Source organism: Flavobacterium sp. 316 (assembly GCF_000967805.1).
In the GTDB taxonomy this organism is placed as follows: domain Bacteria; phylum Bacteroidota; class Bacteroidia; order Flavobacteriales; family Flavobacteriaceae; genus Flavobacterium; species Flavobacterium sediminilitoris.
Genome location: NZ_JYGZ01000002.1, coordinates 478,590 through 498,176, shown reverse-complemented (window position 1 = coordinate 498,176; position 19,587 = coordinate 478,590). Strand labels below are relative to the sequence as shown.

General features: G+C 29.7%; 24 protein-coding genes. 8 read left to right on the top strand and 16 right to left on the bottom strand.

Translation table 11 applies throughout. From position 1 onward, the window contains the following. Positions 1-101: 101 nt before the first annotated feature. Positions 102-866 carry a dienelactone hydrolase family protein gene (locus SY27_RS05895; RefSeq protein WP_045968109.1) on the top strand — a complete coding sequence of 255 codons (765 nt, stop codon included), beginning with the start codon at positions 102-104 and terminating at the stop codon, positions 864-866. 62 nt (positions 867-928) lie between these two features. Here SY27_RS05895 and SY27_RS05890 read toward each other — a convergent pair whose 3' ends face one another. The 3 genes from SY27_RS05890 to SY27_RS05880 form a co-directional block, all read right to left on the bottom strand. After that, the gene (locus SY27_RS05890) at positions 929-1,906 is read right to left on the bottom strand and encodes a hypothetical protein (protein ID WP_045968107.1); all 978 of its coding nucleotides are present in this window, start codon (positions 1,904-1,906) and stop codon (positions 929-931) included. A 10-nt stretch (positions 1,907-1,916) separates the two neighbouring features. Then, entirely contained in the window at positions 1,917-2,468 is a 552-nt protein-coding gene (locus tag SY27_RS05885) for a hypothetical protein (RefSeq protein ID WP_045968106.1), read from the bottom strand. A gap of 233 nt (positions 2,469-2,701) precedes the next feature. Then, positions 2,702-3,271 carry a pseudouridine synthase gene (locus SY27_RS05880; RefSeq protein WP_045968104.1) on the bottom strand — a complete coding sequence of 190 codons (570 nt, stop codon included), beginning with the start codon at positions 3,269-3,271 and terminating at the stop codon, positions 2,702-2,704. A 192-nt stretch (positions 3,272-3,463) separates the two neighbouring features. Here SY27_RS05880 and rmuC point away from each other — a divergent pair, with 192 nt between their 5' ends. The 4 genes from rmuC to SY27_RS05860 are packed head-to-tail and all read left to right on the top strand — an operon-like array spanning position 3,464 to position 6,796. Beyond that, positions 3,464-4,834 carry a DNA recombination protein RmuC gene (gene rmuC, locus SY27_RS05875; RefSeq protein WP_045968102.1) on the top strand — a complete coding sequence of 457 codons (1,371 nt, stop codon included), beginning with the start codon at positions 3,464-3,466 and terminating at the stop codon, positions 4,832-4,834. Between the two features lie 5 nt (positions 4,835-4,839). Further along, positions 4,840-5,214: a hypothetical protein gene (locus tag SY27_RS05870; protein ID WP_045968100.1), complete on the top strand. Its 375-nt coding sequence runs from the start codon at positions 4,840-4,842 to the stop codon at positions 5,212-5,214. Positions 5,215-5,217: 3 nt separating this feature from the next. Next, entirely contained in the window at positions 5,218-6,255 is a 1,038-nt protein-coding gene (locus SY27_RS05865; RefSeq protein WP_045968098.1) for an isoaspartyl peptidase/L-asparaginase family protein, read from the top strand. Further along, positions 6,245-6,796 (top strand): acyl-CoA thioesterase, encoded by a 552-nt coding sequence (locus SY27_RS05860; RefSeq protein ID WP_045968096.1) that lies wholly within the window; start codon positions 6,245-6,247, stop codon positions 6,794-6,796. Before SY27_RS05865 ends, SY27_RS05860 begins: the two co-directional genes overlap by 11 nt. A gap of 7 nt (positions 6,797-6,803) precedes the next feature. On the opposite strand, the gene SY27_RS05855 is transcribed toward SY27_RS05860, so the two are convergent. After that, positions 6,804-7,100, bottom strand: a complete 297-nt coding sequence (locus SY27_RS05855; RefSeq protein WP_045968094.1) for a DUF721 domain-containing protein — start codon at positions 7,098-7,100, stop codon at positions 6,804-6,806. Then, positions 7,084-7,521, bottom strand: a complete 438-nt coding sequence (locus tag SY27_RS05850; RefSeq protein ID WP_045968092.1) for a hypothetical protein — start codon at positions 7,519-7,521, stop codon at positions 7,084-7,086. Before SY27_RS05850 ends, SY27_RS05855 begins: the two co-directional genes overlap by 17 nt. An 89-nt stretch (positions 7,522-7,610) precedes the next feature. Between SY27_RS05850 and SY27_RS05845 the strand changes: the two genes are divergently transcribed. After that, the gene (locus SY27_RS05845) at positions 7,611-8,681 is read left to right on the top strand and encodes a serine hydrolase (protein ID WP_045968090.1); all 1,071 of its coding nucleotides are present in this window, start codon (positions 7,611-7,613) and stop codon (positions 8,679-8,681) included. Positions 8,682-8,715: 34 nt separating this feature from the next. Here SY27_RS05845 and ftsY read toward each other — a convergent pair whose 3' ends face one another. From ftsY to SY27_RS05795, 11 genes are all read right to left on the bottom strand, one after another. Next, complete coding sequence (gene ftsY, locus SY27_RS05840) at positions 8,716-9,696, bottom strand: signal recognition particle-docking protein FtsY (protein ID WP_045968088.1); 981 nt, start codon at positions 9,694-9,696, stop codon at positions 8,716-8,718. A 96-nt stretch (positions 9,697-9,792) separates the two neighbouring features. Continuing rightward, positions 9,793-9,945, bottom strand: coding sequence for a DUF4295 domain-containing protein (locus tag SY27_RS18490; RefSeq protein ID WP_008253891.1), 153 nt, complete (start codon positions 9,943-9,945; stop codon positions 9,793-9,795). 8 nt (positions 9,946-9,953) lie between these two features. Further along, entirely contained in the window at positions 9,954-10,136 is a 183-nt protein-coding gene (rpmG, locus tag SY27_RS05835) for a 50S ribosomal protein L33 (protein ID WP_045968086.1), read from the bottom strand. A 26-nt stretch (positions 10,137-10,162) separates the two neighbouring features. Continuing rightward, a complete protein-coding gene (gene rpmB, locus SY27_RS05830; protein ID WP_045968084.1) occupies positions 10,163-10,399 on the bottom strand; it encodes a 50S ribosomal protein L28 in 237 nt (78 codons plus the stop codon). A gap of 79 nt (positions 10,400-10,478) precedes the next feature. Continuing rightward, complete coding sequence (locus tag SY27_RS05825; RefSeq protein WP_045968082.1) at positions 10,479-11,726, bottom strand: competence/damage-inducible protein A; 1,248 nt, start codon at positions 11,724-11,726, stop codon at positions 10,479-10,481. Positions 11,727-11,741: 15 nt separating this feature from the next. Then, positions 11,742-12,086: an Hpt domain-containing protein gene (locus tag SY27_RS05820; protein ID WP_045968080.1), complete on the bottom strand. Its 345-nt coding sequence runs from the start codon at positions 12,084-12,086 to the stop codon at positions 11,742-11,744. Positions 12,087-12,095: 9 nt separating this feature from the next. Then, positions 12,096-12,707, bottom strand: coding sequence for a fumarylacetoacetate hydrolase family protein (locus tag SY27_RS05815; protein ID WP_045968078.1), 612 nt, complete (start codon positions 12,705-12,707; stop codon positions 12,096-12,098). A 53-nt stretch (positions 12,708-12,760) separates the two neighbouring features. Further along, a complete protein-coding gene (locus SY27_RS05810; protein ID WP_045968077.1) occupies positions 12,761-13,534 on the bottom strand; it encodes a 3'-5' exonuclease in 774 nt (257 codons plus the stop codon). After that, positions 13,518-13,769: a DUF2306 domain-containing protein gene (locus SY27_RS05805; protein WP_045968074.1), complete on the bottom strand. Its 252-nt coding sequence runs from the start codon at positions 13,767-13,769 to the stop codon at positions 13,518-13,520. The genes SY27_RS05810 and SY27_RS05805 overlap by 17 nt, the downstream gene beginning before the upstream one ends. Positions 13,770-13,794: 25 nt before the next feature. Further along, complete coding sequence (locus SY27_RS05800; protein WP_045968073.1) at positions 13,795-15,108, bottom strand: dihydrolipoamide acetyltransferase family protein; 1,314 nt, start codon at positions 15,106-15,108, stop codon at positions 13,795-13,797. 81 nt (positions 15,109-15,189) lie between these two features. Next, the gene (locus tag SY27_RS05795) at positions 15,190-16,320 is read right to left on the bottom strand and encodes a glycosyltransferase family 2 protein (RefSeq protein WP_045968071.1); all 1,131 of its coding nucleotides are present in this window, start codon (positions 16,318-16,320) and stop codon (positions 15,190-15,192) included. 130 nt (positions 16,321-16,450) lie between these two features. On the opposite strand from SY27_RS05795, the gene SY27_RS05790 reads away from it, so the two are divergent. Further along, complete coding sequence (locus SY27_RS05790) at positions 16,451-18,301, top strand: CocE/NonD family hydrolase (protein ID WP_045968069.1); 1,851 nt, start codon at positions 16,451-16,453, stop codon at positions 18,299-18,301. Between the two features lie 385 nt (positions 18,302-18,686). Then, complete coding sequence (locus SY27_RS05785; RefSeq protein WP_045968067.1) at positions 18,687-19,580, top strand: LysR family transcriptional regulator; 894 nt, start codon at positions 18,687-18,689, stop codon at positions 19,578-19,580. The last annotated feature ends 7 nt before the right edge of the window (positions 19,581-19,587 follow it).

The following is a 19,587-nucleotide window of genomic DNA, read 5'->3' as shown; positions in this document are numbered from 1 at the left end:
GATTTCATTATTTTTATAAAAATTTACAATCTGAAACTAAATTAAAAAAGAAGTTATACGAAATAATATTACTTTATAATCAGAACAATAAATAAGCACCAATGAAAAAATACGCAATTATCTTACTATTCTCTATTAGCTTTACTATGATGGCTCAACTTGAAACAATTAACTACTCAGACACTAATCAAAAATTAGAAGGCTTTTTTGCTAAAGCTCAAAAAGACAATCCTAAAAATGCTGGAGTTATTATACTTCCTGCTTGGATGGGTATTGATGCGCATGCGAAAGAATCGGCAGAGAATTTATCTAAATTAGGCTATCATGCATTTGTAGCAGATATTTATGGAACAAATAACAATCCTAAAGATACTTCTGAAGCTGGAAAATTATCTGGTTATTTTAAAAACAATTATAAAGATTATCAAAAAAGAATTCAATTGGCTATTGATCAACTAATAAAACAAGGTGCAAATGCAGATGAAATTGTAGTAATAGGATATTGTTTTGGTGGAACAGGAGCTATTGAAGCGGCTAGAGGTAATTTAAATGTAAAAGGAGTTGTTTCTTTTCATGGTGGTTTAGGGAAAGATCCTATGCGTGAAACAAAATTGATTCATTCAAAGGTTTTGGTTTTACATGGTGCTGATGATCCTTATGTTCCGCAAAAGGATGTTGTTGCTTTTCAGGATGAAATGCGAACTGCAAAAGCCGATTGGCAAATGAATTTTTATGCTAATGCTGTTCATGCTTTTACTCATAAAGATTTAGATACTGACAATAGTAAAGGTGCTGCTTATAATGAATTAGCCGATAAAAGAAGTTGGCAAGCGATGCAAGATTTTTTTAATGAAATTTTTAAATAAATAAGGCATAAAAAAAGAGTTGAAATTATAATTTCAACTCTTTTTTTATATACTATGTTTTTCTATAACCAAAAATTCATTTGATTACGTTCTATTATATCTAACTCTGAAGTAGCAAGATCTGTAGGAAATAAAATAGCTTCTGGTGCATTACCATAAAAACCTTTTGCATTAGTTGCTCCCCATGAACCTAGATAAAAAGCACCTCCTGTTTGAGAATATGATGTAGCTGATGCATTATTCAATGTTGTTACTACATTATTTAAACGAATTGTTTTATAGGCTGTTCCACGTACAAAAGAATATTGCTTATAAATATTTAAACTTGAGGAATTATAAAAACGTCTATTTGTTGCACAACATTCTTCTGATGCATCAAAATAACAATATTCATCACTCCAATTAATATGTATAGACCATCGCCAATTTGAAGCTGATCTCATTCCAAAAGAATGCTGATCTGTATTTTGAGTAGGTTTACATAACAGCATAAATGATCCATTTATTCCAGAATTAATTAAATTTTGAATAGGCTGATTAACCACCAAACAATCTGGTTCAACTGCTCCATTATAAAGAATTGAAGGTAAAGTATTTGAAGATCCTGCGGAATTTAAAACTAATCTAGGCTGATTAGCATTAATCGTTTGAATAGCATTGTAAGCGTTTGCTCCTTGGTCATACCATGTTGTAACAAATACGTTACTTGCTCCGACAAAAGCTGAATAGGTTATTTTTTGTCCAACAGTTAAAGAGCTAGATCCTTGCGAGGTAATAACAACTTGACTATCATTTGCAACAATATCATTATTATTAAAACTAACGTTTGCTTCTGCATTATCTGTACTTCTTCTAATCTTAACTGCAAATCCTGTATAACCTCTGCTTAGTTTTCTTAAACTATATGCAAAAGAAGGTGATACAGATACTTGATCTAATAAATATGGTACGTGGTATCTGTTTGCAGGTAAAGACTGTCCAAAAAACGTCAGTGTAATTAAGCTTAAAACTAAGCTATAAAAGTATTTTTTTATCTTCATTTTTCTACACTTAACGTAAATCGCCACTTAATACTGCTACATTTGTTGCTCTTACTTCAATACCTGCTTTCGCCCATCGTCCAGATGTTGCTTTAGCACCCCAACGGTTATTTATAGTCATTCCTCCACTTCCTACAAAAACTACTTGACCTGTTCCCGCTTGGGTAATACTAACTTGAAATCCTACTGGTAATGTGTTAGGCACTGTCAATGTTATATTTGAATTAGATGTAAAATCTAAAATTCTACCGTTATCACTAGCCGACAATGTATATGTTGTACTTGAAACATTTACAATTGAACCTACATTAACGGGCATCCATGAATTACTTGCAGAACTGTAATAATAATATAAATTAACATCTGTATTATAAACCATTAATGATTGTGGAGGTGATGTAATTCCATTAATTTGTACACTTGTTAATCTCGGTATTAAAATACCTTTATCTGTTCCATAAATATCTAATATTGAATTTGAATTTGGTGCAGTTGTTCCAATACCAACTTGGGCAACTATTGATTCTGTAATCAATAATGCCATAATAATAATCGTTCTCATAAAGTAACTAATAGCTTAAATAATTGAGTGCAAATCTATTGAAAAAATCAAGAAAAATCATAATTAAAATTTCTCATTTTTAAAAACTACCCTATGATTAGTATTGTTAATACTATATTTAATTTATATACTGTTGATAATAAAAATAGCTTTAAAAAAAACAGCATCAAAAATTTGACACTGTTTCTTACTTTAACAGTATTTTTTTTAAGATTATTGACTAATTTACTTCCTTATAGCGGAAAAACATTTACTTTTTTAACATCTCCAACGTTTAATCCTTCAAGATAATTTTCTCCCACACGAATACGAATCAGTCTTAATGTAGGAAAGCCAACAGCAGCAGTCATTTTTCTTACTTGACGAAATTTACCTTCTGTAACTGTGATTGAAACCCAACTAGTTGGACCATGTCTATCATCTCTAATTCTTCTACCTGGTCCTATATAATTAGGTAAATCGATAATCAATTTAGCAGAACAATTTCGAGTCAGATATTTTGTACCGTTTACTCCTATCTCTACTCCTTTTTGTAATTTTTCTACCGCTTCTTGTGTAATAATACCATCTACTTGAGCGTAATATTCTTTTTCTACAGTTTTTCTACGTACTTGTTCGCTTACTTTTCCATCAGTAGTTAATAAAAGTAAACCTTCTGAGTCTTCATCCAAACGACCTATTGCCATGGTTCCTTCTGGAAAAGGATATAATTCGCCCAGTAGTTTTTTCTTTCGTTTCAATTCATACACAAACTGACTCAAATAGCCGTGTGGTTTATGCAACATAAAGTGTTGGTGTTCCATGCATTGATATTAATGGATTGTTATTTTGAAGATTGTTTCAAAAATAAAGAAAATGAATATAAGTTCAAGATATTATTATTGATATTTAAAATCGCTTTTTATAAATACATAAATATTTTAAAATCATCAATCAGAATCTTTATTCATTAAAAAGTAATTCCTTAAATTTACAGTTAAAATTAGTTATTTTTTATGTCACAGATTATTATAGTATTAGCCGCTTTTATCATCGCCTTAGCTATTGGTTTTTACCTTGGTAAATTACTTTCTAAAACGCAATCTCAAGCCGAAAAATCAAGCTTAAATGAGCGAAACAATGGGTTACTGAGTCAAATTGAGCAATTTAAGCAGCAGTTTCAGTCTGAAAAAAATCAGTTTGAAAAAACAATCTTACAAATAACTACTGAAAAAGAAAGTATTCAAAAAGAGAAAGAGGCTTTGGCTATTCATTTAGCGAAAAAGGAGAACGATTTTGATAATTTACTAGAGCGCAATAAAGAGCAAAAACAAGAGGTTAATGAATTACAAGAAAAATTCACTAAGGAATTTGAAAATTTAGCCAATAAGATATTAGAAGAAAAAACAAATAAGTTTACAGAACAGAATAAGGAGAACATGAAAATTATTCTGAATCCACTTCAGGAAAAAATTCAATTGTTTGAAAAGAAAGTAGAAGACACACACAAAGAGAGTATTGATTATCATGCTGCTTTGCGCCAACAGATTCTTGGTCTTAGAGAAATGAATGATAAAATGAGTAAAGAAACAGTAAACCTTACTAAAGCATTAAAAGGCGATAGTAAAATGCAAGGAAACTGGGGCGAACTGGTTTTAGAACGTGTTTTAGAAAAATCAGGATTAGAGAAAGGGCGTGAATATGAGGTTCAACAGAGTTTTAGCACTGAAGAAGGTGGCAGAGTAATGCCTGATGTGATTATTAATCTTCCTGATGGAAAGAAAATGGTTGTTGACTCTAAAGTATCTTTGACTGCTTATGAACGTTTTGTGAATGAAGATGATGATGACTTGAAAGTGGCTATTTTAAAGGAACACGTTACGTCTGTAAAGCGTCATGTGGATCAATTAAGTGATAAAAATTATCAGGATATTTATCAAATGGAAAGTCCTGATTTTGTGTTATTATTTATTCCTATTGAACCTGCTTTTGCTTTAGCTCTTAATGAAGATAGCACGCTATATAACAAGGCTTTTGAGAAAAACATTGTAATTGTTACTCCTTCTACTCTTTTGGCTACGCTACGTACTATAGATAGCATGTGGACAAATCAAAAACAGCAAGAAAATGCTATTGAAATTGCAAGACAAGCAGGTGCATTATATGATAAGTTTGAAGGGTTTGTTTCCGATTTGATTAAGATTGGTAAAAAAATGGATGAGGCTAAGGGTGAATATGGCAATGCTATGAATAAGCTTGTTGATGGAAAAGGGAATTTAGTAACCAGTGTGGAGAAATTAAAGAAAATGGGCGCTAAGGCCAAAAAAGCTCTTCCTGAAAATATTATAAAAAGAGCCACAGAAAACGAAATTGATTTAATAAATTAAAAAATATGTCTATACTAAAAAAAATACTTGTTTATGGTGTTTTAACTCTTGTATTATCTATCATAGGTTATTTCACTTTTGTCTATTATATTCCATATAGCGAAGGTGTTAGATCTGGAGAGTTGATTAAAATAAGCCATAAAGGATATATTACAAAAACTTGGGAAGGGGAAATTAGTCAAGGAATATCGGGTGCACAAATTTTCAATTTTTCTATAATGGATAATCAACCTGAGGTAATACAATCTTTAAAAGATTTACAAGGAAAATATGTAAAAGTAGAATACGTAGAACGCTATCGTACTTTTTTTTGGTGGGGCGAAACTCGTTATTTTATTACCAAAGTTACTCCTGAAAAATCGCCTCATTTTAATAAATAAAACATGAAAAAATACATTTTAATTCTCATTTCAATTGTTTTTATTCAATGTAAAACTATTGACAAGGCTGATAATCTCCTTGAAAATCAAAACATTGCAATTGTGATTCATGGTGGAGCAGGTACTATTTTAAAGAAAAATATGTCTCCTGAACTTGAATTAGAATATAAAAAAGTTTTAGAAATAGCAGTTAAAGAAGGGTATTCTATTCTAAAAAATGGTGGAACAAGTATTGACGCAGTAGAAAAAACAATAAATATTTTAGAAAATTCTCCTCTTTTTAATGCTGGTAAAGGGGCTGTTTTTACTAATGATGGGAAAAATGAATTAGATGCATCTATTATGGATGGCAAAACATTAAAAGCGGGTGCAGTTGCTGGTGTAACAACTGTAAAAAACCCTATAAACCTTGCCAGAGCTGTTATGGAAAAATCAGAGCATGTTATGCTTGCGAGAGAAGGTGCTGAGTATTTTGCAAAACAAAACGGATTAGAAATTGTTGATCCTTCTTATTTTTATGTAGAAAACAGATATCAATCATTATTAAAAGCAAAGGAAAAAGAAAAAATAGAACTTGACCATGATGGAAAAGCTTCTTTTTATGATTCCAATATAAAAGACTCCAAATTTGGAACTGTTGGTTGTGTTGCTTTAGACAAAAATGGGAATATTACTGCGGGAACTTCTACTGGTGGTATGACAAATAAAAAATGGGGACGTGTAGGTGATTCTCCAATTATTGGAGCTGGTACTTATGCAAATAATAAAACATGTGGTGTTTCTGCAACTGGTTGGGGAGAATTTTTTATCAGAAATGTAGTAGCTTATGATATTTCTGCTTTAATGGAATATAAAAATATGAGTATTGAAGAAGCTTCGAGAGAAGTAATTCAAAAGAAGCTAACCCAAATAGGTGGTACAGGTGGGATTATTGCTCTTGATAAAAAAGGAAATATTGTAATGGAGTTTAATACTTCTGGAATGTATAGAGCAGCTATAGATAAAAATGAAAAGTTAACCATAGGTATATATGAAAAATAAAGAAAGTAACTCTGTAAACGCTTCAAAGGTAACATTTACTGAATTAATGTTACCGTCTCATTCTAATTTTAGTGGTAAAATACATGGAGGTTACTTGTTACAACTTATGGATCAGATTGCATTTGCTAGTGCTTCAAAATATTCTGGTTGTTATTGTGTTACAGCTTCTGTTGATGTCGTTAATTTTTTAAATCCTATTGAAATAGGTGAATTAGTCACATTAAAAGCATCTGTAAATTATGTTGGTAATTCTTCAATGCTTGTTGGTATAAGGGTTGTTTCTGAAAATATTCAAACTGGAAAAGTAAAGCATTGCAATTCTAGTTATTTTACAATGGTTGCAAAAGATAAGGATGGAAACACTACAAAAGTTCCTCATTTAGTTTTGTCAAATTCGGAAGAAATTAGACGTTTTTTTGATGCTTTGAGGCGTATTAATCAAAAGAAAAACTTAATTACTCTTGAAGAAAAATTTGATCATTTATCTGAGTCGTCATTAGAATTACTAAAAAAACATAATGTAATTGTGAACATGAAATAGTACTATATTATCTTAAAACTAAATATTTAATTAGTTCTTTCCCCATTTCATCATTAATCATTTTTATTATTTTTTCTTTTCCATAAGACAATTCTTCTCTTAAAACTGATGACGTTAGTTTTACGTATAAGGTGTTGTTTTTTAACTCAACTGCTTCTGTGTAGCTAACAACTCCATTTCCCATCATTTTTTGCCAAGCATCTTTTACATCTACTTTATCAATTCCTGTTTCTAATTTATTTTGTGTAATGAAGTTTTTTAGAATGTCTTTTATAGGAAGCTCTTCATTAATTCTTTTTGCCATTGTCTTCTAGTTTTATATCGTTTCTTTTTTTGTAATAATACTCTATTCCTTCTTCATTTTTTACTATCAACTTTTCTGGAGACAATGTTAATATTTCTTCTTCCCAATTTGAAAAATCTGTTTTATTCATAATAAAATAAGAATCTTTTCTCTTCTCAATTGAGAATTGTTGTTTTATGTTATTTACTAAAAAATTACCATTATAAAGTAAAATCACTTTTCTCTTAACTCCTTTTCCATTATTATATTCTACTTTTTCAACTTCTTCATTGATTTTATATTCTTTCGAAGTTCCTTCTGGTAATATTACTTTTTCTATTTCCCAATATCCTTTAATATTCTCTAAATCAGAATCCTTAATAGACTTTGTACAAGATAGTGTTATAAAAGTTATAAGGATATAAAATATGGCTTTTTTCATTTTCTAAAATTTGAAATAAAATTACATTTTTAAAATAAATTAATTAAACTATTTAATACTTTTATTGTCAAATAAGACAAATATACACCATGAAATACGCTATCAATTTCTTTATATTATTTATTTTCATTAGTTGCAGCTCTTCTGATGATACCAATTCTGATACAACAACTTCTGAAGAAATAATGTATTTTCCTCCTAATGCTGGAATGTCATGGGAAACAAAAAGTCTTTCTAGTTTAAATTGGAATGAGAATAATGTGCAAGCATTACTTAACTACTTAGAATTGAAAAATACAAAAGGTTTTATAATTCTTTATAATGGGAAAATTGTATTAGAGAATTATTTTAATGGACATACAAGTACTTCTCCATGGTATTGGGCTAGTGCAGGAAAAACTTTAACCGCTACAATAGTTGGTATTGCTGAACAAGAAAATTATATAAATAGTAACAACAAAGTATCTGATTACATAGGAACTGGCTGGACTAGCACCTCTATAACAAAAGAAAACTTAATTACTTGCAAACATCTTTTAACTATGACTTCTGGATTAGATGATGGTTTAGGCGATAATGTTTCACCTTCAAATCTTCAATATAAAGCAGATGCTGGAACAAGATGGGCGTATCATAATGTTTATGTAAAATTACAAGATGTGGTAAGCGAAGCAACTGGTGAAACTTGGAACAACTATTTTACTACTAAATTAAAAACACCCATTGGTATGACTGGATATTGGGCTCAAAGTAATGATTTTAGTGTTTATTGGAGCAACACTAGAAGCATGGCCCGTTTTGGGTTACTCGCTTTAAATAAAGGAAATTGGAATGGCACTCAAGTTTTAAACACGAGCTATTTTAATAACGCCACAACAACATCGCAAAATATTAACATTGCATACGGTTATTTATGGTGGTTAAATGGGAAAACTTCATATCATTTACCACAAACACAGTTTGAATTTCAAGGAAAATTAATTCCAAATGCTCCAAATGACATGTATTGTGCTTTAGGAAAAGACGATCAAAAGATTTATGTAGTTCCAAGTAGAAAACTAGTTATTATTAGAATGGGAAATGCAGCAGATGGTTCAAATTTTGCATTATCAGGATTTGATAATGAATTATGGGAGAAAATAAATGCGGTTATAAACTAAAAAGAGGATTCTAAACGAATCCTCTTTTTAGTTTTTATTTAAAAAATGAATCTACAAATTCTACTTTATTAAAGACTTGTAGATCATCAATTCCTTCTCCAACACCTATATATTTTACAGGAATTTTAAATTGATCTGAAATTCCAATTACAACTCCACCTTTTGCAGTTCCATCTAGTTTTGTAACTGCTAAACTCGTCACTTCTGTTGCTGCTGTAAATTGCTTTGCTTGTTCAAATGCATTTTGACCTGTTGATCCATCCAAAACTAACATTACATCATGTGGTGCATCTTCAACCACTTTTTGCATTACACGTTTTACTTTAGAAAGTTCATTCATTAAATTTACTTTATTATGTAAACGTCCAGCAGTATCAATTATAACAACATCTGCATCTTGAGACACGGCTGATTGTAGTGTATCGAAAGCAACTGATGCAGGATCACTACCCATTTGCTGACGAACGATTGGCACTCCTACTCTATCTGCCCAAATTTGCAATTGATCAATAGCAGCAGCTCTAAAAGTATCTGCAGCTCCTAAAACTACTTTATATCCTGCGTTTTTAAATTGATTTGCTAATTTCCCTATTGTTGTTGTTTTTCCAACTCCATTAACTCCTACAACCATGATTACGTATGGTTTTTTACTTGGAGATATAGCGAAATTGGCATTGTCATCTGTGTTATTTTCAGATAATAGTCCAGCTATTTCTTCTCTAAGGATCTTATTGAGTTCGTCTGTTCCAAGATATTTATCTGTAGATACTCTTTTTTCTATTCGCTCAATAATTTTCAACGTAGTATTTACACCAACATCGGAAGACACTAATATCTCTTCAAGATTATCTAAAACCTCATCATCAACAGTCGATTTTCCAGCAACAGCTTTAGTTAATTTTGAAAAGAAAGAAGTTTTAGATTTCTCTAATCCTTTATCTAAAGTTTGCTTTTCTTGCTCACTTAGGCTAGGGTCCTTTTTTTCAGAAGAAAAAATTCTTTTAAAAAAACTCATTTTTATAGTACTTATAAATTTAGTAACAAATGTAAAAATAAAAAAGCTACTTTCAAACGAAAGTAGCTTTTCTATATATTATTTAAAAAAAAAGAATTATTTCTTTTTTAAGAATTCATCAACTAATTCAGGAGCCATAACTGATTCTACGAATGTATATGCACCTGACTTTGGAGATTTAACCATTTTAATAGCTTTAGTTAATCTCTTAGAAGCTGTTTGTAAAGTTGCTACGGTTTTCTTTGCCATGACTTATATTATTTAATTTCTTTATGAACAGTTACTTTCTTTAAGATTGGATTAAATTTTTTAATCTCTAATCTATCTGGAGTATTTTTTTTATTTTTAGTAGTAATGTAACGAGAAGTTCCTGGAACACCAGAAGCTTTATGCTCAGTACATTCTAAAATAACCTGAATTCTATTACCTTTCTTTGCCATCTTGATATATTATTACGATTTACGGATTATTTTACAAATCCATTTGCTTTTGCTTGTTTTAAAGTAGCAGCAATACCATTTTTATTGATTGTCTTTAACGCAGCAGTAGATATCTTTAAAGTTACCCATCTATCTTCTTCAGGAATATAGAAACGTTTCTTAACTAAGTTCACAGAAAATTTTCTCTTAGTTTTATTCATAGCATGAGAAACATTGTTTCCTACCATTGCTCTTTTACCTGTAAGTTCACAAACTCTTGACATTATTTATAATCTTTATTTCGTTATTCAAAATCAGGGTGCAAAGAAACAAAATTGAATCGAATTATACAACTAACTTTTGTTATTTTTTTAAAATTTCTTTATAAAGTAATTCAAAAGCTTTGTTAACCGCTCTACCTATAACCTTTTCTCTTGGTTGTCCGAAATTAAATTCCTCAGAATAAACACCTTCTGGTGTTGCTAAAGCAATAAAAACTGTTCCTATTTCTGCTTCTGAATCTCCTTTATTTGGACCTGCATTTCCTGTTGTTGCAATTGCATAATCTGATGCAAATATTTTTTGAGATTGAAGCGCCATGCTTTCTACAACTTGCTTGCTAACTACAGAATATGTTTCTATTAATTCTCTTGGAACACCTAAAATATTAATCTTTGTTTCAGTAGCATAGCTTATTATACTTCCTTTAAAGTAACTTGATGCACCTGAAATTGCTGTTAAACTTTGCGCTATTTTTCCTCCTGTGCAACTTTCTGCTATGGATAACGTTTTCTTTTTACTTGTAATAAGTTCTGCTATAACATTTTCTATAGGTTGATCATCTTCAGTTCCTACGATTATTTCTCCTATAATTTTGTATAGTTCTTTTATTCTATTTTCGATTTCGCTTTTTAAACCTTCTTCATTATTCCCTCTTGCCGTTAATCTTAATCTAACTTTTCCTGGCGATGGCAAATAAGCTAATTTTATATAATTAGGTAAATTATTTTCCCAATCTTCAATTTGCTCTGCAATTAAACTTTCACCTCTTCCATAAGTCATCACTGTTTTATGAACGATAGAAGATCTGTTAAATTCATTTATTAATTTTGGAACAATTACCTCATCAATAAGGTATTTCATTTCATAAGGAACACCTGGTAAAGAAATAAAAACAGTATTCTCTTTTTGCATCCACATTCCTGGTGCTGTTCCCATTTTATTAAAAAGCACAGTTGCTTTAGAAGGAACTAAAGCTTGTTCTTTGTTTATTTGACTAATAGGTCTTTTATAGAAACCTTCAATTAAATATTTAACATGTTTTAATACCTCTTGATCTTCAATTAATTTATCTTCAAAATAATCACAAAATGTTTTTTTTGTAATATCATCTTTTGTAGGTCCTAATCCACCTGTTATGATAACTAACTCAACTTTATTTTGTAGTTTTTCAAGTGTTTCTAAGATATGTTCCTTTTCATCAGATACAGAAAGCATTTCGTAAGTAGCAATTCCTATTTTGTCTAAGGCTTTTGCAATATAAGATGAATTGGTATCTATAATTTGACCAATTAATATTTCATCACCAATGGTAACAATTGTAGCTTTCATTAAAATGTGGTGTAATTAAATTTTGAAGTCTTTTTTTAGCTCTTTTATTGCTAGGTCTACTCGTTCTTTTAAAGATTTATAAACTTCTTTAATTTCTTTCTTTTTCCCTTCTGATTTAGCCCATGTCATAATTTGAAGATTTTCTTCATAAGCTAAATCCATTCCAAGTAAATCTAATGAGGGTTTAATTTTATGAGCCGCAGCATACGCTCTTGAGTAATCTTTTTCTTCAACACCAACTTTTATTGACTTTATTTCTGCTGGTACTTCTAATAAGAAAAGATTTACAATTTGAAGTGCAAAATCGATATCGTTTTCGGAAATTTCATACACTTTAGATAAATTGTATTGCAATGCCATAAATTATATTTATTTAACTTGTATTTTAAACATCTGGTTCTTTTCTATATATCCTTCTAAAACATCACCTTCTTTGACAGATGCAACACCTTTAGGAGTTCCTGTAAAGATAATATCTCCTTTTTTTAGTGTAAAAAATTGCGATACATAAGCAATAATTTCATCTATTTTCCAAAGCATCAAAGAAGTGTTTCCTGCTTGTACAACATTATTATTACTCCTTAACTCAAAGTTAACATTTTCTAATGATGCAAACGATTTTTTCGGTAAAAAGGCACCAATAATCGCCGAATGGTCAAATGCTTTTGCTTTTTCCCAAGGTAGCCCTTTGCTTTTTAGTTCACTTTGTAAATCACGTGCTGTAAAATCTATACCTAATCCTATTTCGTCATAGTATTTATGAGCAAATTTTGAGTTAATATATTTCCCTACTTTATTTATTTTAACTAAGATCTCTACTTCATGATGAACATCTTTACTAAAGTCTGGAATATAGAATGGATTTTTTTTAGGCAGAACAGCTGTATCTGGTTTTAAAAAAATTACTGGTTCACTAGGTTTTTCATTGTTCAGCTCTGAGATATGGTCTGCATAATTGCGTCCAATACAAATAATTTTCATTTTATTATGTTGCCTAAGTTTAAAAATTACAAAACGACTTAAAAATAGCTTTCTTATAATTTTGTGTTTAATTTTCTTAATTTTATTGCTGTTAGCACTTTCTTTGTATATAAAGGAAAATCTGCGTTTTGTAACCAACTAAAATAACCTGGTTCTTTTTCTAAGATTTCTTCTACAAGTACTCCTTTATGTTTTCCAAAAGAGAAAACTTCTTTTCCTTCTTTATTTAATGCTATAAATCCTGCAAAATCAACTGATTTTTTGCGTGTTGTGAATTCAGATAATGTTTTTATATCATTTTCTAAATCTTCGTATCTATCTAATTGTGCTTTTAAAATTTCATACGTTGCCATTGTATCTGCTTCCGCACTATGCGCATTTTCTAAGCTTTCATTACAATAGAATTTATATGCAGCGCTTAATGTACGTTCTTCTTTTTTATGAAAAATTGTTTGCACATCAACTGAAACTCTATTTTTCATGTCAAAATCTACTCCTGCACGAAGCATTTCTTCAGCTAATAAAGGAATATCAAATCGATCTGAGTTAAAGCCTGCCAAGTCTGAATCTTTAATCATATTATATACATGAGACGCTAATTCATTAAAAGTAGGCTCGTTTGCAACTTTTTCATCAGTAATTCCATGAACGGCTGTCGTTTGTGGAGGAATTGGAATTGTAGGATTTACTAACCATGTTTTACTTTCTTTATTTCCATTTGGATATACTTTAAAAACTGAAATTTCTACAATTCTATCTCTAGCAACATCAATTCCTGTGGTTTCAAGATCAAAAAAGCAAATAGGTCTATTAAGTTTTAATTCCATTATATTTTTTATTTTTAAGAAGGTAAAGTATAACAACTTCTGCAATTACTAAGTTAAAAATCCAACCTAACCAAGATACTATTCTGTAAGTATCCATTGGTGGTGTTTGGAGCAAAAATACAATAATGTATTTAAACAATCTAAGAGAAATAGCAGATAATGTTAAAGCAAAGCTACGTATAGCAAATTTTTGATGTTTTTTGAAAATAAAAATGACAGGCAATAAACCTGTCATATATATTTATTAAATATTATTTAGACTAAACATCTCTGTTTATATCCCAAGCTTCTAAATATTCTGCTACTCTTTTTACAAAGCTTCCACCTAACGCTCCATCAACTACTCTATGATCATAAGAGTGTGACAAGAACATTTTTTGACGAATTCCAATAAAATCGCCTTCTGGTGTTTCAATAACTGCTGGAACTTTTCTAATTGCTCCAAGTGCTAAAATACCAACTTGAGGTTGATTTATAATAGGAGTTCCAAAAACAGAACCAAATGTTCCTACATTTGTAACAGTATAAGTTCCTCCTTGTGTATCGTCTGGTTTTAATTTTCCATTTCTTGCTCTGTTTGCTAAATCATTTACTGCTTTAGCCATTCCTACTAGGTTTAACTGATCTGCATTTTTAATTACAGGAACAATTAAGTTTCCGTTTGGTAAAGCAGCCGCCATTCCTAAATTAATATTCTTCTTTTTAATAATGAAATCTCCATCTACAGAAATATTCATTCCAGGGAAGTCTTTTAATGCTTTTGCTACTACTTCTATGAAAATAGGTGTAAAAGTTAGTTTTTCACCTTCTCTTTTCTCAAAAGAGTTTTTAACTTTCTCTCTCCATTTTACGATATTAGTAACATCAACTTCGATAAAAGATTGCACATGAGCAGAAGTCTGAATAGATTCTACCATATACTTCGAAATTAATTTACGCATTCTATCCATTTCTACAATTTCATCTCCACCATTAACAGATACTGGTGTAGCTGATGAAACTGTTTGAGATTGAGCTACTGGAGCTGCTTTTTGTGCCGCAACAACAGACGAAGAAGCAACAATAGGTTGATTTCCTCTATTTTTTATATAATTTAATATATCTTCTTTATTTACACGTCCGTCTTTCCCTGAACCTTGAATTGTTTCTAATTCTTGAAGAGAAATTCCTTCTTCCTTTGCAATATTTTTTACTAATGGTGAGAAGAATTTATCTGAACTTGAAAAATCTTGTGGTGCGGAAACCGTTTCTTTTGCAGCCTCAATTGTTTTTTCTACTATAGCTACAGGAGCAGCCACAGCCTCACTTTGAGTTGCTTCAACTTGACCTTCTCCTTCTGTTTCAATTATTGCAATTGTTTGCCCTACTTGGACAACATCATCTGTATTAAAAAGAATTTCTATAAGTGTTCCTGCAACTTCAGAAGGTACTTCACTATCTACTTTATCAGTAGCAATTTCAAGTACTGCTTCATCCATTTCAATTTTATCTCCAACGTTTTTCAACCAGTTGGTCACAGTTGCTTCTGCAACACTTTCTCCCATTTTGGGTAATTTCAATTCAAACTTTGCCATATTTTTAAACTATAGTTGTGTTTTTCTATTTGATTTGCAAAAATACTAATTTTTCCATCTGTTTATAAAGAATATCATAAATTATTTTAATACAATTACTTCTCCTCTATCATTTGAATTATTACTACCAATTATATAACTTGAATTACTAAAATAATTCTTAAATGTTATTTTCTTTGATTTATTCTCAGTCATAAATTTTATTATTTCTTTATATGAAAATGAATTTGTATCAAAAATAACTTCAATATTTCTTTCTTCGTTTCTTTTAAATTGATTAAAAGAATCTAATCTGTTAATTGGCTTTGATACATTTAATTTTGCATCTGATTTTGTAAAAAACACATATTCATCAATTATGTTTATTTTATTTTTTTGTTGGTTTTTCTTAGAAAGACTAAATAAGAAAGTTCCAACACGCATTATTACATCAAAAAAAACAGATTTTTTAAAATGTTTCTTATAAAAAAACTGCATTGCTTCTTGAAATCGCTTCATATAAGTTCCATCTCTAACTGTGCTTTCTCCTTTATAATGTATTACACTTGTTTCGTGATAGTAATAATTGCTTTTTCCTAGCTTTTTAATCATATAGCTTAAATCTATATCATCAGAATACATAAAGCAACTTTCATCAAATCCGCCTACTTCGAGATATAATTCTTTTTTCATTACCATAAAAGCACCAACTAATATATCAACTATTCCAGATTGATCTTCTTTAATATGTTGAGCATAATATTGGTTAAACCATATTGATTTTGGGAAGATTTTATACAATCTAAATATTTTAGTAAAAGCAATCCATGGTGTTGGGACTCCTCTTTTAGATTCTGGTAAAAACTCTCCTGTTCCATCAACTAATTTACAACCTATAATTCCTGTGTTATCGCTCCAATTTTTAATATTTAAAATCTTTTTAAATGTGTCTTCTGCAACAACAGTATCTGGATTTAAAATACAAATATATTCTCCTTTAACTTCAGCAACTCCTATATTGTTTCCTTTTGGAAAACCTAAATTCTCTTTATTTTCAATCAATTTCACATTTGGAAATCGATTTTTCATCATTTCGCAACTACTGTCAGATGAATTATTGTCTATTACGATAATCTCTCCTTGAATACCTTCAAGTGATTTCTGGACACTTAGAACGCATTGCTCTAAAAAATAGCGTACGTTATAGTTAAGAATGATTACGGATAATTGCATTTTGCGAATATAGTTATTCTTACAAACTTTTTAAAAACTAATATATAATCATACCATTAAATTTATTCAAAAAAACTTAATATCTTCGAAGAACTAAATAAACATCTATTAATTCACTAATATCTATTAAATGAAATTTTTAATTAAAACCTTATTATTGATTTTGTCTTTAAGTGCTTTCTCACAAGAAGATTTGGCATCAAATTATGACAAAAAAGAGATTTATATTACTATGCGAGATGGTGTAAAACTGTTTACTTCTATTTATATACCTAAAGATATTTCAAAGGATAAAAAATATCCTTTTTTAATGCAACGTACATGTTATAGTGTAGCACCTTATGGAGAAGAAAATTTCAAAAAATCGATTGGTCCGAATACTTTTCTATCTGAAGATAAATATATTTTTGTATATCAGGATGTTAGAGGAAGATATATGAGTGAAGGAACTTTTACTAACATGACACCACAAGTGGAACACAAAAACAAGAAAAACGTTGATGAAAGCACCGATACTTATGACACAATAGAATGGCTTATAAAAAATATTAAAAACAACAATGGAAAAGTAGGTCAATATGGTACTTCTTATCCAGGTTTTTACACTGCTGTTGGAACATTAGCAAATCACCCTGCTTTAGTTGCTTCATCTCCACAGGCTCCTATTTCTGATTTCTTTTTTGACGATTTTCACCATAATGGTGCTTTCTTAATGGGATATTTTAAAACTTTTCCTGTTTTTGGAGTACAAAAAACAAAAGCAGAAGACAAAGCTTGGTACATGGATCAATATATTAGACCTACTTCAAAAGACGGTTCGGTTTTCTATAATGAATTAGGCACAGTAAAAGAAGCAACCGATAAATATTACAAAGACAACTTTTTTATGCAAGAAATTATTGAGCATCCTAATTATGATGATTTTTGGCAAAAAAGAAATTTATTACCTCATTTAAAAGGAATAAATCATGCCGTGATGACTGTTGGAGGTTGGTATGATGCAGAAGACTTAGCAGGTCCTTTAAATATTTACAAAACAATTGAAAAAACAAGTCCAAAAGCTAAAAACACTATTGTTATGGGACCTTTTTCACATGGTGGATGGAGTAGAGAAAAAGGAAAACATTTTCATAATGACATTTATTTTGGCGATAGTATTGCTACTTTTTATCAAAAAAATATTGAATACAAATTCTTTGATCACTATTTAAAAGGAGATTCAAAAACTACTGTTGCTCTACCAGAAGCTTATATGTTTGATACTGGTAAAAAAGAATGGAATGAATTTACAAATTGGCCTCCAAATAAAGCAAGTAAACTTAATTTTTATTTAAGTTCAAATGGTAAATTAGAAACTAACAAATCAAGTAAAATTGGATTTACAGAATACTATAGCGACCCGAATAATCCTGTTCCAAGTAGCATAAATTATGCTGATTTTAATGGTTTTACACCAAGAAACTACATGAGCGAAGATCAACGTTTTGTTCTTAGTCGTCCTGATGTAATAACTTTTACTACCGATTATTTAACTGAAGACACTACGCTTGCGGGAGAAATTATGGCAAAATTAAAAATTGCTTCTTCTTCAACTGATGCTGATTTTGTGATAAAACTAATTGACATTTATCCGCTTGATGAGCCAGAAAATAAAGACAAACCTAATGTGATTTATGCAAATTATCATCAAATGGTGAGAAGTGAAATTATGCCTGCGCGTTTCAGAAACAGTTTTGAAAAACCAGAAGCGCTAACTCCAAATACGACTACTGAAGTTAATTTTAGGCTACAAGATGTTTTACATACGTTTAAGAAAGGACACAAAATCCAAATCCAGATTCAAAGCACTTGGTATCCTTTAATTGCTGTAAATCCTCAAAAATTCTTAGAAAATCCATATTTAGCAAACAAAGAAGATTATACTAAAGCTTTTATTAAAGTATTTAATGATAGCTATATTGAAGTTGATGTTTTGAAATAGAAATCTACAGAAACAGCCCAATAATTTTTATATTCATGAAATAGATTATGAATACTAAACTGTTTTTGAATTAAAACCACTGTAAATGATTAAACAAAGCGTATCATTTACAGTGGTTTTGTAATTATAAGTTTAATTTCTTGTAAAACAAACGAATCAAATACGTTATTAAAATTTGAGAATCCTATTCTTAAAAAAATGAAAATTATTATAACGGAATTAAAAAAGGTTTAGAAAAATTAATTTCAGATTGGAAATAAAGTACCTTGACTGTTTTTAAAGATATAAAAAACTTTAAATGCTTTATCTTTGAACAATAAAACTATTATTGATTAAGCTATAAACAATATTATTGTTTATCAAATAAAAATTATATCTAAGTATTATGTTTGATTTTCGTTTACAAGTCTTTCATAAAGTGGCAAAACGACTCAATTTCACAAAAGCAGCGGATGAGTTATTTATTACTCAACCTGCTGTTTCTAAACATATTCAAGAAATTGAAAGTTATCTTAAAATAAAACTGTTTGAAAGAAATGGATCTAAAATTAAATTAACGCAAGCTGGAATTATTTTACTTTCTCATACTGAAAAACTTTTTGAAATTTACCGTGATTTAGAGTTTGAACTCAATACTGTGACTCAAAAGTTTAATGGAAAACTGAGAATTGGAGCAAGTACTACAATTGCACAATATGTTTTGCCGCAAATTTTAGCTCGTTTTCATGAAAAATTTGATCATCTTAAAGTTTCCCTAGTTGCTAATAATACAGAACAAATTGAAATTGCTTTACAGAACAATGAGATTGATTTAGGTGTAATCGAAGGGAAATCTAAAAAATCCTATCTCAAATATACTCAGTTTGTAAAAGACGAAATTGTTTTGGTTGCAAATAGTAATAATTCTATTTCAAAAAAACAGAATATTACTATTGATGAATTGAAAAACATTCCACTTTTGTTTAGAGAGCAAGGTTCTGGAACATTAGAAGTAATTGCGCATCATTTAAAACCATTAGGAATAAAAATTTCCGATTTAAATATTGAAATGCAACTAGGAAGTACTGAAAGCATAAAGAATTATATTCTTAACAGTAATTGCATGGCTTTTTTGTCTGTTCATTCTATATTTACAGAACTTAAAGAAAACAAATATAGTATTATTGATATTAAAGATTTTGTGATAGAACGCGATTTCTATTTTATTCAACAACAAGGGCAAACAGAAGCATTACCTGAATTATTTATGAAATTTGCTAGTCACTATAACTTTAAGTAATGGTGTA

What these genes read in the sequence shown, in the direction of transcription:
- SY27_RS05895 (WP_045968109.1), top strand. Translation starts at nt 102, where the DNA reads ATGAAAAAATACGCAATTATCTTACTATTCTCTATTAGCTTTACTATG.
- SY27_RS05890 (WP_045968107.1), bottom strand. Translation starts at nt 1,906, where the DNA reads ATGAAGATAAAAAAATACTTTTATAGCTTAGTTTTAAGCTTAATTACA.
- SY27_RS05885 (WP_045968106.1), bottom strand. Translation starts at nt 2,468, where the DNA reads ATGAGAACGATTATTATTATGGCATTATTGATTACAGAATCAATAGTT.
- SY27_RS05880 (WP_045968104.1), bottom strand. Translation starts at nt 3,271, where the DNA reads ATGGAACACCAACACTTTATGTTGCATAAACCACACGGCTATTTGAGT.
- rmuC (WP_045968102.1), top strand. Translation starts at nt 3,464, where the DNA reads ATGTCACAGATTATTATAGTATTAGCCGCTTTTATCATCGCCTTAGCT.
- SY27_RS05870 (WP_045968100.1), top strand. Translation starts at nt 4,840, where the DNA reads ATGTCTATACTAAAAAAAATACTTGTTTATGGTGTTTTAACTCTTGTA.
- SY27_RS05865 (WP_045968098.1), top strand. Translation starts at nt 5,218, where the DNA reads ATGAAAAAATACATTTTAATTCTCATTTCAATTGTTTTTATTCAATGT.
- SY27_RS05860 (WP_045968096.1), top strand. Translation starts at nt 6,245, where the DNA reads ATGAAAAATAAAGAAAGTAACTCTGTAAACGCTTCAAAGGTAACATTT.
- SY27_RS05855 (WP_045968094.1), bottom strand. Translation starts at nt 7,100, where the DNA reads ATGGCAAAAAGAATTAATGAAGAGCTTCCTATAAAAGACATTCTAAAA.
- SY27_RS05850 (WP_045968092.1), bottom strand. Translation starts at nt 7,521, where the DNA reads ATGAAAAAAGCCATATTTTATATCCTTATAACTTTTATAACACTATCT.
- SY27_RS05845 (WP_045968090.1), top strand. Translation starts at nt 7,611, where the DNA reads ATGAAATACGCTATCAATTTCTTTATATTATTTATTTTCATTAGTTGC.
- ftsY (WP_045968088.1), bottom strand. Translation starts at nt 9,696, where the DNA reads ATGAGTTTTTTTAAAAGAATTTTTTCTTCTGAAAAAAAGGACCCTAGC.
- SY27_RS18490 (WP_008253891.1), bottom strand. Translation starts at nt 9,945, where the DNA reads ATGGCAAAGAAAACCGTAGCAACTTTACAAACAGCTTCTAAGAGATTA.
- rpmG (WP_045968086.1), bottom strand. Translation starts at nt 10,136, where the DNA reads ATGGCAAAGAAAGGTAATAGAATTCAGGTTATTTTAGAATGTACTGAG.
- rpmB (WP_045968084.1), bottom strand. Translation starts at nt 10,399, where the DNA reads ATGTCAAGAGTTTGTGAACTTACAGGTAAAAGAGCAATGGTAGGAAAC.
- SY27_RS05825 (WP_045968082.1), bottom strand. Translation starts at nt 11,726, where the DNA reads ATGAAAGCTACAATTGTTACCATTGGTGATGAAATATTAATTGGTCAA.
- SY27_RS05820 (WP_045968080.1), bottom strand. Translation starts at nt 12,086, where the DNA reads ATGGCATTGCAATACAATTTATCTAAAGTGTATGAAATTTCCGAAAAC.
- SY27_RS05815 (WP_045968078.1), bottom strand. Translation starts at nt 12,707, where the DNA reads ATGAAAATTATTTGTATTGGACGCAATTATGCAGACCATATCTCAGAG.
- SY27_RS05810 (WP_045968077.1), bottom strand. Translation starts at nt 13,534, where the DNA reads ATGGAATTAAAACTTAATAGACCTATTTGCTTTTTTGATCTTGAAACC.
- SY27_RS05805 (WP_045968074.1), bottom strand. Translation starts at nt 13,769, where the DNA reads ATGACAGGTTTATTGCCTGTCATTTTTATTTTCAAAAAACATCAAAAA.
- SY27_RS05800 (WP_045968073.1), bottom strand. Translation starts at nt 15,108, where the DNA reads ATGGCAAAGTTTGAATTGAAATTACCCAAAATGGGAGAAAGTGTTGCA.
- SY27_RS05795 (WP_045968071.1), bottom strand. Translation starts at nt 16,320, where the DNA reads ATGCAATTATCCGTAATCATTCTTAACTATAACGTACGCTATTTTTTA.
- SY27_RS05790 (WP_045968069.1), top strand. Translation starts at nt 16,451, where the DNA reads ATGAAATTTTTAATTAAAACCTTATTATTGATTTTGTCTTTAAGTGCT.
- SY27_RS05785 (WP_045968067.1), top strand. Translation starts at nt 18,687, where the DNA reads ATGTTTGATTTTCGTTTACAAGTCTTTCATAAAGTGGCAAAACGACTC.